Genomic DNA, 12,801 nt, shown 5'->3' with positions numbered 1-12,801 from the left:
AGCGCTACACGTTCCACGCCGCGCTGCGCTGGTCCGACCTCGACGCGTACGGGCACGTCAACAACGCCCGATTCCTGACGCTGTACGAGGAGGCCCGGGTCGCGTTGATGTTCTCCGGCGGGCGGGCCTGGGGCGTCGGTTCGTTCGCCGACGGGGTGCTGATCCACCGGCACGAGGTCGACTACCTGCGCCCGGTCGACTACCGGATGGGCCGGTCGACTGCCGACCAGGCACCGGCCGTCCGGATCGAACTCTGGATCGAACAGGTCCGGCCGTCGCGGTTCACGGTCGCCTACGAGATGTTCGTCGGCGACCTGCTGGTCAGCCGGGCCCGTTCGGTGCTGGTGCCGTTCGACCTGGATCAGGGGCGGCCGCGCCGGCTGACCGAGGCGGAGCGGGCCTTCCTGCTGCCGTACGTCCGACCGGCCGCCGCCGAGGCATGATGGCCGGCCGTACACCCCGGGCTGACCCGGCGTCGGGGGGTCACCGGCTGACCGGGCTGACCGACGCCGGCGCGTTCCTGGCCCGGCTGGTCCGGCTGGACCCCGACGCACCGGTGCGGCTGCGGTCGGCCGGCCGGGACCGCACCGAGCTCTGGGCCCGCCTGCCGTGGGCGGTCCTGGTGCAGCGGACCGTGGCGGGGCCCGGCCCGGGGGACGCCACGGTGTCCGCGGCAGAGCTGCTGGCCCGGCTGACGGCGGTCTCCACCGCGTTGCCGCCGCGCCGGGACAGCGTGTGGCGGTGGCCGTTGCCGCCCGGGCCGGCGCGGGCCGTCGAGGTGGTGCCGGCGGCCGATCTGCGCCGGGTCGCGGTGGCGGCGGCCGGCACCCTGCGGGCAGCCGAGACGCAGGGCGTCGGTGGCCGGGCGGTGGGCCAGCGGGCGGTACGGGACGCCCTGCTCGACCACGTGGCCGTAGTGGTGACCGACGACGGTCCGACCGGCGGGCGGATCGAGATCCGCCAAGGGCTGGTGCAGGCGGTGGCCCGGATGGGCTTCCTCGGCACGACCGAGGGGCCGGTCGGTCGGCCGGAGCCGGTCGACTGTCGGGACCGGACTGACCTGCCGGGCCGCCCTGCGGATCCACCTCAATCGGTGGTACGGGTCAGGACAGTAGGTAATTGGGTAGCGCTTGACGCGCCGTTCGGGGTTGCCTGGACGAAAAAAGTTAACGATCTTGCGCTCACGCCTACGATCACTCAGCCGAAAGTATGATGCTCCCTCATCCCTCTGGTTCAGGGGGTCCGTTGGGGGGGTGCTTAGGAACGGCTATCCGGGTACCGTCGGGCCTCGGATCCGACGCAACGTAGGCACCCGGATCCGCTGGGGAGTGAGGTGCGGATAATGCCATGGTGGTCGTGGCGCTCCGGTCACGTAGATGGCGGCGAGCCGGATGCCCGAAGCAGGACCGGAGTGGACAGCGGTGTCCGGCTTGGCCCGCCTGCGCCACGAACGCCGGAGCAGACGCCCCGGTCGTCGACCGAACTCGGGCCGACCAGGCCTGTGGGGCCGTCCTGCCCGATGCCGTCGGCGGCTGCGGGCAAGGAGCTCTCGCCGCAGGTGGTGCCGGTGACCCTCCGTCGCATCGGCACCGCACTGGACATGTTGGACATTCGGTATCTCGCGGACGGTGACGGCAGCCTGCTGGCGATGTGGGAGCGGCACGCTGTCCTGTTCACCCTCGAAGGGCCGGAGGACGAGATCCTGGTGGTCCGCGCCCGACCGCACTCCACCGTGCCGCCCGACTGGGCCGACCGTGCCTACCGGGTGGTCAACGAGTGGAACCACACCAGGCGGTTCTGCAAGGCGTACGTCGGCGACCCTACCGACCGGGGCCAGTTGCCCATCTACGCCGAGCTGCAGGTCCCGCTCGCCGCCGGAGCCAACGACGCGCTGCTGGTCGAGCTGCTGGACTGCGGAGCGGCCGTGGCGACCGGTTTCGTCGACTGGCTGCACGACGAGGGCGCCCTGCTCTGACGGCCGGTCAGCCGCTGGCCAGGTCGCGCCGGGGCGGATCGGACGGGTCCATCTCGTTCACCATGAAGTAGGCGGCACGCTCCAGGTAGTCCCAGAGCATCCCGGCGAGCTCCGGATGCAGATCCAGCCGGTCGACCGCCCGGCGCATGTGGGTCAACCAGGCGTCCCGCTCCGCCGGACCGATCCGGAACGGTGCGTGCCGCATCCGCAGCCGGGGGTGCCCACGCTGCTCGGAGTACGTGCCGGGGCCGCCCCAGTACTGCATCAGGAACAGTGTCAGTCGCTCCGCAGCCGGCCCCAGATCCTGCTCCGGGTACATCGGGCGGAGCAGCGGATCGGTGGCGACGCCGGCATAGAACTCGTCAACGAGCCGGCGGAAGGCGGGTTCGCCGCCGATGGCGGCGAAGAAGGTCGGGGCGGGACCGCCGGCTGCGGGCGCCGCGCCGGCCGAGTCGTTGGCAGGATCTGACGCTGTCACCACTCCATCCTGCCAGCCGGTCCGCGCCCGGCGGTCCCCGGTGCGGCATGGTGCGGCATGGTGGGCGCCAGCGCGGGCTCAGGCGCTGCCGACCTCGTCGGCCTGCTGCGTGTCACGGGCCTGCGGTACGGGGTTGCCGTTGCTGGCCGCCGCGCCAGTGGAAGAGCCGGCGGAAGTGCCCGGTGTCTCCGTTGTGGCGGCGGTCCCTGTGCCGGCTGTGCTGGAACCACCGCCGGTCGCGACACCGGGAGCGGCTGCGACGGCGGCGATCGCCGCGTCGAAGCGCTCCTCGGCCGGCCACCGCAGCAGCGCCAGGGAGATCACCACCGCACCGGTCATGCTCCACACCCCGACCACCGTCGGGATGTCGAACCGGTCGGCGAGCAGGCCGGTGGCCAGCACCGCGGCTCCCTGGCCGACCTGGATGCCGGTTGCGATCACGCCGAACGCGCGGGCCCGGTAACCGTGCGGCAACGCCTGGACGAACAGCCCGTTGGTCACCGGCAGCAGACCGGCCACCGCGAAGCCGCAGACCCCGGCGAGCACCGCCACCACCGGCGGAGACGGGTCGAGCAGAGTGGGGACCAGCGCCAGCGGGGCGATCACCGCGAATGGCCGGATCAGTCTGCGTCGGCGGCCCGGACGGACCAGCCGGCCGATCAGCAGCCCGCCGACGATGTAGCCGGTCGGACTCGCCGCCATGATCATCGCCTGGGCGAGACCCCGCTCGGAGTCGGTCACCCCCGGCTCGGCCGCCCAAGCGGCGGCCAACCCCTCTGGCACGATGGCGAACAGCGGGACCGTCCAGACCAGGATCGCGATGGCCCGCAGCACGTCGGTACGCCACACCAGTTGGAAGCCCTCGGCGGTCTCGCGGAGCAGGTGTTGGCGGCGGTCCGGGGTGGTGGCCGCCGGCCGGGCCCGGACCCCGAGCCGGATCACCAGGGCCGAGACGGCGAAGGTGGTCGCGTTCAACAGCAACGCCGCCCGTGGGCTGACGGAGGCGATTGCCGCGCCGGCGATGTAGCCGCCGACCTGGGCGAGCTGGCCGGTGCTGGCGATCAGCGACAGCCCCACGATCAGCCGGTCACCGGTCAGCACGGTGGGCATCAGCGCGGACCGGGCGGCCTGGTTCGGCGGATTCGCCAGGGTGGTGCAGAACAGCAGACTGATCATCGCCCAGACCGGCAGACCGGGGGTGGCGACCACGGCGATCAGGGCCATCCGGATCAGATCGGTGGTGATCATTACCCGGTGGTACGGGTGCCGCTCGGCGACCGTGGTGAGCAGCGGGCCGCCGATCAACCAGGGCAGGAAGCTGACCGCGAAGGCGGCGGCCGACAGGGCCACCGACTCCGTCTCCCGGTAGACCAGGACGGTGACCGCTGCCTTCGCGATGTAGTCGCCGATCCAGGACAGCGCCACCGAGACGAAAAGAAAGCGGAACTCACCCGCCGCGAACACCTCACGGAAGGTCGCCGGACTCCCGGCGGTTTGTGCCTCGTCGGACACGGACGGCGCCTCCATCGTTCTCGGCGGCACCCGCTCGTGGCGGGTGCTACCGGGGAACGTCCCGGACGTACGGCTGAGCGAAGTGGTGGTGACACTCCGATGACACTCGTCCCGGATCATGCCCGATCGGGTGACATCTGGCTAGTGTGAACGGCTGGTTTGTCGTCACTCCGACTAAACATTCGGATGACAACCAGACCGCCATACGGTGCATAGTCCCTGCTAGTCGGCCGAGGTGTACACGTCGTCCCGGTACTCGGACACGCCGTCCCGGTGATCGGTCAAGTCGTTCCGCCCTGGCCGGGCTCCTCCTGCCCACCTCCCGACCCGCGGGTGACGAACATCCGCCCGGCTACGATCTGTGCCGAGATCCCGGAGGTGTGCAGTGCCGCGGCCAGTTGACGGCGCAACTCGCGGCCCACCACGAACTGCCCCTCGGAGGTGGTCTTGGCGACGGTACGGATCACCGCGCCGTCGACCGTGACCTGCTCGACGCCGAGCACGTCCGGCGGCTCCACGAAGTGACCGGCCATCTCCTCGTCGGCGGCCACCCCCAGGGCAGCGGTACGCAGCACCGCAGTGGCCTGCTCGGTGTCGGCGAAGCCGACCGGCATGTCGACCACCACCATGGCCCAGCCCTGGCTCTTGTTGCCGACCCGGATGATTTCCCCGTTGCGGATGTACCAGAGCACGCCCCGGGCGTCCCGGACCGTGGTGATCCGCAGACCCACCGCCTCGACCACGCCGGTGGCCTCGCCCAGGTCGACGAGGTCGCCGACGCCGTACTGATCCTCCAGCAGCATGAACAGCCCGGCGAGCAAGTCCTTAACCAGGGTCTGCGCCCCGAAACCCAGCGCGATACCGGCGATGCCGGCGCTGGCCAGCAGCGGTGCCAGGTTGAAGCTCAGTTCGCCAAGCACCAGCAGTACGGCGATCCCGAATACGGTCGCGCTCACCGTGCTGCGCAGCACCGAGCCGATCGCCTCGGCGCGTTGCCGCCGCCGTTCCGGCATCACCACCGTCCCAGCCGGCGGTGTCCGTTCCCGCAACGGCCGCAGGATGGTCGGCCCGGCGACCGTCGAGGTGCTGGTCACCAACCGGCGGATGGCCCGATGCAGCAGGTACCGCAGCACCACCGCCACCACGACGATCAGCACGATCCGCAGGGGTTTGACCAGTAGCCAGAAGCTTCCCTCCGCCAGCCACGGCAGCCCGGTCCAATCGAGCACCTGGCTGCAGACCGGGTCGTCGTCGGGGCACACCGGGCTCACCGAGGGCTGCGGCTCCGGTTGAGCCCACTGGTACGGCGGGTCGGTCGCCGCTGCCCCGGTCGCCGGGTCGGGAGGCTCGGGGTCAGCGCGGGCGGGCAATCGTGCGGTCACCGTCAATTCGTACCGTACCGCCCTGCCCGGTCGGCGGCCGACCTACACCGTCGGCCTGACCAGGCGAAACAGGTCAGCGACCAGCCCTCGGCCGAACGCCCGAGGGGTCAGGCCCGAATAGTACGTGCATTTGGGTCATCTATCGGGGACTATTGGCGCACGGGCGCTGGCGATTCGCCAGCGCCGGTCGCGGTCCGACCGTCGGTCCGCGTCGAGTCGTAGTCGGCACTAGGAGCGGGCGGGAACACGACCGAGAGGGTGAGCGGGATGCCTGACATACGACCCGCGGTGGGCTCCGGTTCGTTGGTGCTCAACGCGACGTATGAGCCGCTGTGTGTCGTATCCGTACGCCGGGCCGCGATCCTGGTCCTGTCCGCCAAGGCGGTCTGCGTCGCCGACGGCGAGGGCATGCTGCACAGTGCCCGGCACTGTCTGCCGGTGCCGTCGGTGGTGCGGCTCACCCGCTACGTGCGGGTGCCCTACCGGACGCACGTCGGCCTTTCCCGCCGGGCGATCTTCGCCCGCGACGGCTGGCGGTGCGCGTACTGTCGGGGCCCGGCGGAGACCATCGACCACGTCTTTCCCCGCAGCCGTGGTGGCCGGCACATCTGGGAGAACGTCGTCGCCGCGTGCGCCCGCTGCAACCACAGCAAGGGCGACCGGACCCCGGCCGAGCTGGGCTGGCGGCTGCCATCCCCGCCGGCCGCCCCGAGGGGCACCGCCTGGCGGGTGCTCGGGCACCGTGCGCCGGATCCGCGCTGGGCCGACTGGCTCGACCTGTCCGAGTCCGAAGCCGCCGCCTGAGCCGGCTGGGCGCTGTCTTGAGCAGGCCGGTCCGCCGCCCGAGCCGGCTGCGGAGGTCAGCCGTGCTGGGCGCCGATCAGTGACGCGAAGACGACGACGTTGTCCGCGTACCCGGTGGAACCCCCGACCCACTGGCCACCGCAGGTGATCAGCCGCAGCCCGGGGTGACTGAAGTCGTCGTACACCCGATCCACCGGCAGGGACGACTTGTCGAACTGCTCTACCGAGGTGACCTCGAACAGCGCCACCGACCGGTCCATCCGGCGGACCTGGATCTGCGCGCCCGAGTGCAGCGTGGCGGCCCGGTGGAACACCGACGGACCGGTACTGGTGTCGACGTGGCCGACGATGACCGCCGGGCCGTTCTCGCCCGGCGTCGGGCTGGCCACGTACCACCCGGCCTCGTTGTGCCGGTTCAGTTCCGGAACCGCGATCGTGCCGTCCTCGGCCAACCCGACGTCGTGCACCGCGGCCTGCAGGTTCAACGCCGGGATGGCGAGGCTGACCGGGTCGCTGGCACCCAACGGCGGGTGCGTCTCGGGCGTCGCGCGGTGCGCTCCGGGCAGCCACTGCCCGAGCGGGGTGCCGGTCACCCGTTCGAAGCCGAACCCGGCGACGAAGACGCCCGCCACGATCAGCACCAGCGCGACCGGACTCCACCGTGACGGCGCGTCCGGACGCCCCCGGTAGCCACCCACCGCCACCCGCTGGGCGGCAGCCGTCTCGGCCCGGCGTCGACCCGGGCGCAGCGACCCGAACCCGGGCCAGCCCCGCCGTTGCCGGGGTGGGCCGTGCGGTGCACGACGGTTGGCGGCGGGCCCGTTGACGCCACGGTGACCGGCGACACCCGGCACCGCGGCCACCCCGCGCAGCGGGGCACGGGCCACCCCGCGGGCCGTGCCGGGGATCGCCGGGTACGCTGCTGCGTCCGTCGGCTCATCCGCCGGCGGATCCCCCACTTCGTCCGTCGGCCAATCTGGCGGTGTCGGCCTCGGCTGACCGTAGGTCGAAACCCGGGGTGCCACCGTGTGCGCCGTGGTACCCGCCGCCGTTACCTGGGTCAGGAACGGAAGCACCCAGCCGCCCGGGCGGCCGCCAGCCGGGGTAGGACGGACCATCTGGCCGCCCGCTGGTCACGCGCCGGAGTCGGCGCGTCGACGGCGCATCGCGAACAGCCCGATCCCGGCGCCCAGCCCGATCGCGACGATACCGCCGACCAGCAGGGCCGAGCCGCCGGAGCCGGTGCTGGCCGACGCGGTGCCGCCGCCTCCGGCGTCCGGGCCTCTGGTCGGGTGCGCCGTGCCGGTCACGGTCAGGGTGGTTGTCGCCGTGTTTCCGTTCTGACACTGCAGGTCCACCGGGTAGCGCCCGGGCCGCTTGCTGCCGGGCACCGTCACTTGAGCGGTCAGCAGATCCTGGTCCGGCATCACGATCACCCGCCCGAACGCGTCCGACTCGACTGTTGCCTGGCTGGTGTTGTCGTCCCCGCAGCTGGCCCGGATGGTCACCCGGCCACCGGCGTTCACGGTGCTCGGATCGGCCTCCACGTAGGTGCTGCCCGCGTACGCCGGCGACGCGTCGACCCCGGCCGCCACCGTGCCGATCAGCACGGCGGCGGCGAGCCCGGCCAGCGTGCGGACCGGATGGCTCACTCCTGGCATGATCTCCCCCCGACTACGCTCCGGCCGGCCGGCGATGCCGGCTGTGTCGGCGGCGACCGGTGTGCCGTGCCGACGGCCGGAGCCCGCTCGCCCGACTTCCCGTCCCGACGCCGGCTATGCCTCCCCCTCCCGGGTGAACCAGCGCCCGGTCAGGTCACCCGTACCTGGCCGCTGCGGCCGGCTAGTGACCTGCCAAAATCGGTCAATGTCGCAGATCCATGATCTGACCGCGTTGGAGCAGGCCGCCGCGATCCGCCGGGGCGAGCTGAGCGGCAGCGAGATCATTGAGTACTACCTGGCGCGGATCGAAGCCCTCTCGGACACCGTCGGGGCGTTCGTCACGGTCACCGCCGACCACGCCCGGGAACAGGCCCACGCCCTCGACCGGGTCCCGCCGGGCACCCGGACCCGGCAGCACCCCGGCCCGCTGTACGGCGTACCGGTGGCTATCAAGGACCTCACCCTCACCGCCGGGGTCCGCACCACCTTCGGCTCGGCGGCGTTCGCCGACTACGTGCCGAGCGTCGACGCGGACGTGGTCCGCCTGCTGCGTGCCGCCGGCACCGTCAGCCTCGGCAAGACCACCGCCGCCGAGCTGGGCTGTTCGCTCTACACCGAGGGGGAGGTGGCACCGCCGGCGCGTAATCCGTGGGACCTGGCCTGCACCGCCGGCGGCTCCAGCGGAGGAGCGGCGGCGGCGGTGGCCGCCGGCCTGGTGCCGTTCGCCCAGGGCTCGGACGGCGGCGGATCGTGCCGGATCCCGGCCGCCCTCTGCGGCCTGGTCGGCTACAAACCCACCCGGGGGGTCGTCTCCGGCGGCCCGCTCGGCGCCGGCGGGTTCGGTCTGCCCAGCCACGGGCCGATCGCCCGGACCGTCGCCGACGCCGCCGCGATGCTCGACGCGATGGCGGTGCCGGTGCCCGGTGAGCCGTACCTGGCACCGCCACCGCCGCCCGGCGGCCATCTGTCGGCGGCCCGTCGCGCGGACCCCGGCCGACTGCGGATCGGCCGGTTCACCACCCCGATGCTCGCCGACGAACCGGTGCATCCGGACTGCCTGGCGGCGGTGGACACGGCGGCCGCGCTGCTCGCCGACGCCGGCCACGAGGTGGTCGACGTCCCGGCGCCACTCGGCCCGGACCTGTGGCCGCTGTTCGAGACCGTCTGGTACGTGCTCGCGCTGGCCCCGGTGCCGCCCGAACGGGAAGCGCGGCTGCTCCCGTTGACCCAGCTGCTGCGCCGCCGGGGCAACACGGTCAGCGCCGCGACGCTGGTCGCCACCCTGGCCGAGCTGCAGGTCCAGGTACGCCGCGCGATGCACGCGGTGGTCGGGCTGGACCTGCTGCTGTGCCCGACGCTGAGCGCCCCGCAGGCACCGGTCAGCTGGTTCACCGAAACGGGTGACCCGGCCGAGGACTTCGACCGGCAGCGGCGCTTCTCGCCGTACTGTGCGGTGTTCAACGTCACTGGGCAACCGTCGGTGTCCGTCCCGGTGGCGCAGAGTACGGCCGGGCAGCCGGTGGGAATCCTGCTGACCGGCCGCAGTGGCGCGGACGCCACCGTGCTGGCCACGGCCGCTCAGTTGGAGGAGCGGACCGGCTGGCCCGGTCGGCACCCGGAGATCTGGCGGGCCGGGCCCTCCGCTACCGTGAAGGCGTCTGAGCCGGAACGGGCTGGCGGTGTGGCCAGGTCCACCACTCCAGACATCCGCTGAGTCCCTTGAATCGATGCCGGGGGGCGTTGAGATTGTCTGTTACCAACACGGTGCTCTTCTTCGTCGTGATCCCGGCGGTCATCGTGCTCGTGGTGGCCGGTCTGGCGATGATCGGCGGGCGCGGCGGCGCGGACCGCCGCTACCGGCCCGGCCGGCAGTTCGACTTCAGCCCGGTCTGGTTCGTCTCGTCCGGCGACCGGTCGACCGGGACCCCGGCGGCGGCGCTGCTGGCCGGCACCGAGCCGGCGGCGATCGAGTCGGCCAACCCCGGCGGCGGGCAGCCGCGTCCGGGCGCGACGGGAGGCGCAAGTGACCGTTGGTGAGCAGGCCCACGAGCAGTCCAGCGAGTCCACCCGGACGAGCGCGACCCTGCCGGGACCGTTCGGCACCCGACAGTTGCTCCGGCTCGACGAGGCATTGCGGCTGGCCGACTCGGCCACCGGTCTCGCGTTCAGCATCTACGTCGGTGAGCTGGAGGAGCCGACCCGGGAGTACGCGGTGACGCTGCACCGGCAGCTGGCTGACCCGGACGACGCTGTGCTCATCGCCGTGTCGCCGAACCAGCGGGTGCTGGAGGTCGTGACCGGTGCCGAGGCCCGTAAGCGGATCCCGGACCGGGACGCGAAGCTCGCCGCGCTGTCCATGGTGGCCTCATTCGGCGGCGGTGACCTGGCCGGCGGCCTGGTCAGCGGGATCGACCAGCTGGCGTCCCGGGCCGGCCGCGCCTGACAGATCCGGCCTTACGGGACCTCCCAGTCACCCTCGCCGGTCAGGGGACCAGCACGGCACGGCCGTGGATCTTCCCGTCCCGCAACTGCTGGTACGCCTGCACCGCCTCGGTCAGCGGGAAGGTCTGCACCTCGGCGCGGAGCAGGCCCTGGCGGCCGAGCGCGATCACCTCGGTCAGGTCGGCGCGGGTGCCCCAAAACGGGATGACCGCGCTGGTCTCCATCGGCACCGGCGGCGGGCCTTCGACGGTCGCCGTCATCCGCAGCGTACCGCCGCCCAGGCCGACCATCGTCAGGTGACCGCCGGTGGAGACCACCTGCCGGGCGGTGTCCAGGGTGGCGTCCACACAGACGAAGTCGAGCACCACGTCGGCGCCGTCCGGGGCCGGGCCGGTGAGCTCACGGATCTGGTCGACGGCTGCCGGCCCGGACTGCACGGTGTGGTGCGCGCCCATCCGTTTGGCCAGCCGCAGCGCGGCGTCGCTGGTGTCCACCGCGATGATCGTGACGGCGGTGGTCACCGCCAGGATCTGCACCGCCATGTGGCCGAGGCCGCCGACGCCGATCACCACCGCGTAGGTGCCGGGCCGCAGCGCGTCCCGGCTGAGGGAGATCGCGTGGTACGGGGTGAGCCCGGCGTCGGTCAGCGGTGCCGCCTGCACCGGGTCCAGCCCGCCGAGCGGCAGCAGCCGGTCCGCCGGCACCACCACGTGGTCGGCGAGCCCACCGTCGCGGCTGATGCCGACCCCGCCGACCGGTACGGTGCGGCACTGGTTCTCCAGCCCGCGCAGGCAGGCCCGGCAGCGACCACAGCCGATGATCCCGTACACCGCCGCAGTGTCCCCTTCGGCCCATCCGGTCACCCCCGGACCGAGCTGGGCGACCCGGCCGGCGATCTCGTGGCCGATGGTCATCGGGGTCGGGAAGACCCCGGCGGGGGAGTCGAGGATGTGCAGGTCCGAGTGGCAGGCGCCGACCGCCGCCGTGGCCAGCAGGATTTCGCCCGGGCCGGGCTTCGGTGTCGGCACGTCGACGAGTTCGAGGGTGCCGGGCGCGGTGAGTTGGATGGCACGCATACCCACAGCGTCGGCCCGGCCCGCGCACTGCGTCCGCCGAACCGCCCCGGGTCACCCGCCGAGGCTGAGCCGCCCCCGTCCCGCCTGCAGGCAGCTGCGGTTTGGGTCGGTAGAAGTTCTCGGAGGTGCTGGGAGCGCTGGGAGCTTCAAGATCACCTAACGGCCCCACCCGCCTTACTCGTCGTAAATCGGGCTGCCGCCGGTGCAGCCCAGTTCGCCGGACTACTCACTGACTACGCAAGGCCGGTGGGCAGAGATGTTCACCAGGATGTTGACGTGGGTGCAGCTGCAACCTGCAGTAGCTGCAGGCGATGCCGGAGGATAGGTATTCGATGGGTACAGGAATAAGTGAGGGCGAAGGGAATTGTCAGCGGAGGCAGCGCTAGTGGTAACAAGATGGTCTTTCAGGATTGGCACGATGTAATCCGTCTCTTTGGCGCATATCCAAGAACGCCGTGATTCCTTGGAACTTCCACGTCGGGTCACGCATCCTAATGTATACTGAATCCTAGTTGCTCGGAAAGGTGTCATATGGTAGCCGGAGGGCGAATGAGGCTCGCAGCGACAGTAGGTCTATCTGCGGCAGGGCTGGTGGCCGTCGCCACCTTCTGGGCGCAAGACGGGGGCGATGCGGCAGAACTCCCTCCGCCTGTCACTGCGGGTCCAGCCCACTGCCCTCCGACCAGAGACGTTTCCTGGAGGCCCGCGCTGTCATCGACTAGGGGTGGGGATTTACTTCCGCTCGCGCCTAGGAGAGCTTTGCTTTGTGTCTATCCTGCTCCGGGCGTGGACGCGGTCTCTCAGTTGTCGGAGACTCATGTGATCGAGGGAGCGGCCGCACGAGAGGCTGTTGCCTATCTCAATAGCCTGCCATCCGATACTGGTGATGAGGTCTTTTGCTTTGGGGCGGAAACAGCCATGTATACGACGGTTTTCGATTATGCCGAAGGTCACGCAAGCGTGTCGATCGGTTGCGGCGTCGAGTACGCCGGGGGGGTGCGCCCGGAAGTGAATATCAAGAAGCTGGTTCGCTATTGGTTCGCTGAATAGTGTAGATTCAATCCAAATCTACCAGTTGTGTGACGGCGAGTCGATCCCTCGGCTCTGCGACCGATTGACCCCGCCGTTCAATCCGTTACCAGGGGAGTAGGCTGCGTTTGTAGAAGAGTTGGCCAGCGGCTCGGTCGTCGAAAGAAGTATGGCCAGCCAGGCGAAGGTGCTGGCCGCCTTACAGGGGTATGGCCGGCTTTTCCGCAGGCGAGGCGGTGTTGGCCCTGCCGGGGATGTCGTTGGGTTGGTTCCGGTGATCACTGCAGCTTGCTGGCGAACCGAGGCCACGCCGATACCCACCGCCGTTTCCTGGCCACACGCCCGCTGCCAGCGAGACTCAGTCACGATGGGTACCGGGTGGCACTGACCTAAACTTTGGTCGTTTTGTTGGCAATACTGCTGGTTTTGGGCTGGGTGCGGG

General features: G+C 71.2%; 14 protein-coding genes. 8 read left to right on the top strand and 6 right to left on the bottom strand.

Annotation, left to right across the window (positions count from 1 at the left end):
• The first annotated feature begins 23 nt into the window (after positions 1 to 23).
• The 3 genes from ACFHWU_RS25115 (at position 24) to ACFHWU_RS25105 (ending at position 1,975) form a co-directional block, all read left to right on the top strand.
• The gene (locus ACFHWU_RS25115) at positions 24 to 443 is read left to right on the top strand and encodes an acyl-CoA thioesterase (RefSeq protein WP_416591792.1); all 420 of its coding nucleotides are present in this window, start codon (positions 24 to 26) and stop codon (positions 441 to 443) included.
• Positions 440 to 1,213, top strand: a complete 774-nt coding sequence (locus ACFHWU_RS25110) for a hypothetical protein (RefSeq protein WP_416591786.1) — start codon at positions 440 to 442, stop codon at positions 1,211 to 1,213. Before ACFHWU_RS25115 ends, ACFHWU_RS25110 begins: the two co-directional genes overlap by 4 nt.
• 129 nt (positions 1,214 to 1,342) lie before the next feature.
• The gene (locus ACFHWU_RS25105) at positions 1,343 to 1,975 is read left to right on the top strand and encodes a YbjN domain-containing protein (RefSeq protein WP_416552450.1); all 633 of its coding nucleotides are present in this window, start codon (positions 1,343 to 1,345) and stop codon (positions 1,973 to 1,975) included.
• A 7-nt stretch (positions 1,976 to 1,982) separates the two neighbouring features.
• Here the strand turns inward: ACFHWU_RS25105 and ACFHWU_RS25100 are convergent, their stop codons facing one another.
• The 3 genes from ACFHWU_RS25100 to ACFHWU_RS25090 all read right to left on the bottom strand — a co-directional run bounded on the left by ACFHWU_RS25100 (position 1,983) and on the right by ACFHWU_RS25090 (position 5,347).
• Positions 1,983 to 2,456 carry a globin gene (locus ACFHWU_RS25100; protein ID WP_416591785.1) on the bottom strand — a complete coding sequence of 158 codons (474 nt, stop codon included), beginning with the start codon at positions 2,454 to 2,456 and terminating at the stop codon, positions 1,983 to 1,985.
• A gap of 75 nt (positions 2,457 to 2,531) precedes the next feature.
• The gene (locus ACFHWU_RS25095) at positions 2,532 to 3,980 is read right to left on the bottom strand and encodes an MFS transporter (RefSeq protein ID WP_416591784.1); all 1,449 of its coding nucleotides are present in this window, start codon (positions 3,978 to 3,980) and stop codon (positions 2,532 to 2,534) included.
• 266 nt (positions 3,981 to 4,246) lie between these two features.
• Positions 4,247 to 5,347, bottom strand: coding sequence for a mechanosensitive ion channel family protein (locus ACFHWU_RS25090; RefSeq protein WP_416552455.1), 1,101 nt, complete (start codon positions 5,345 to 5,347; stop codon positions 4,247 to 4,249).
• 267 nt (positions 5,348 to 5,614) lie between these two features.
• Between ACFHWU_RS25090 and ACFHWU_RS25085 the strand changes: the two genes are divergently transcribed.
• Positions 5,615 to 6,151, top strand: coding sequence for an HNH endonuclease (locus ACFHWU_RS25085; protein ID WP_416552457.1), 537 nt, complete (start codon positions 5,615 to 5,617; stop codon positions 6,149 to 6,151).
• A 56-nt stretch (positions 6,152 to 6,207) separates the two neighbouring features.
• Here ACFHWU_RS25085 and ACFHWU_RS25080 read toward each other — a convergent pair whose 3' ends face one another.
• Together ACFHWU_RS25080 and ACFHWU_RS25075 are read right to left on the bottom strand one after the other, a co-directional pair.
• Positions 6,208 to 7,038 (bottom strand): class F sortase, encoded by an 831-nt coding sequence (locus tag ACFHWU_RS25080; RefSeq protein ID WP_416591783.1) that lies wholly within the window; start codon positions 7,036 to 7,038, stop codon positions 6,208 to 6,210.
• Between the two features lie 246 nt (positions 7,039 to 7,284).
• On the bottom strand, positions 7,285 to 7,803 hold the full coding sequence (locus ACFHWU_RS25075; protein WP_416552461.1) for a hypothetical protein: 519 nt from the start codon (positions 7,801 to 7,803) through the stop codon (positions 7,285 to 7,287).
• Positions 7,804 to 8,017: 214 nt separating this feature from the next.
• On the opposite strand from ACFHWU_RS25075, the gene ACFHWU_RS25070 reads away from it, so the two are divergent.
• Genes ACFHWU_RS25070 through ACFHWU_RS25060 form a run of 3 tightly spaced genes read left to right on the top strand, consistent with a single transcriptional unit; the run spans position 8,018 to position 10,255 of the window.
• Complete coding sequence (locus tag ACFHWU_RS25070) at positions 8,018 to 9,526, top strand: amidase (protein WP_416591782.1); 1,509 nt, start codon at positions 8,018 to 8,020, stop codon at positions 9,524 to 9,526.
• Between the two features lie 50 nt (positions 9,527 to 9,576).
• Positions 9,577 to 9,849, top strand: coding sequence for a hypothetical protein (locus tag ACFHWU_RS25065; RefSeq protein ID WP_416591791.1), 273 nt, complete (start codon positions 9,577 to 9,579; stop codon positions 9,847 to 9,849).
• Positions 9,836 to 10,255, top strand: coding sequence for a DUF5130 family protein (locus ACFHWU_RS25060; protein ID WP_416552465.1), 420 nt, complete (start codon positions 9,836 to 9,838; stop codon positions 10,253 to 10,255). Before ACFHWU_RS25065 ends, ACFHWU_RS25060 begins: the two co-directional genes overlap by 14 nt.
• A 40-nt stretch (positions 10,256 to 10,295) precedes the next feature.
• Here the strand turns inward: ACFHWU_RS25060 and ACFHWU_RS25055 are convergent, their stop codons facing one another.
• Positions 10,296 to 11,330 (bottom strand): NAD(P)-dependent alcohol dehydrogenase, encoded by a 1,035-nt coding sequence (locus ACFHWU_RS25055; protein WP_416591781.1) that lies wholly within the window; start codon positions 11,328 to 11,330, stop codon positions 10,296 to 10,298.
• Between the two features lie 786 nt (positions 11,331 to 12,116).
• Between ACFHWU_RS25055 and ACFHWU_RS25050 the strand changes: the two genes are divergently transcribed.
• Complete coding sequence (locus ACFHWU_RS25050) at positions 12,117 to 12,380, top strand: hypothetical protein (protein WP_416552469.1); 264 nt, start codon at positions 12,117 to 12,119, stop codon at positions 12,378 to 12,380.
• Positions 12,381 to 12,801: the final 421 nt, after the last annotated feature.

The organism is Micromonospora sp. LOL_015 (genome assembly GCF_048060275.1).
Taxonomy (GTDB): domain Bacteria; phylum Actinomycetota; class Actinomycetes; order Mycobacteriales; family Micromonosporaceae; genus Micromonospora_E.
The sequence above is the reverse complement of the archived record's forward strand: the minus strand, read 5'-3'. Positions and strand labels throughout refer to the sequence as shown.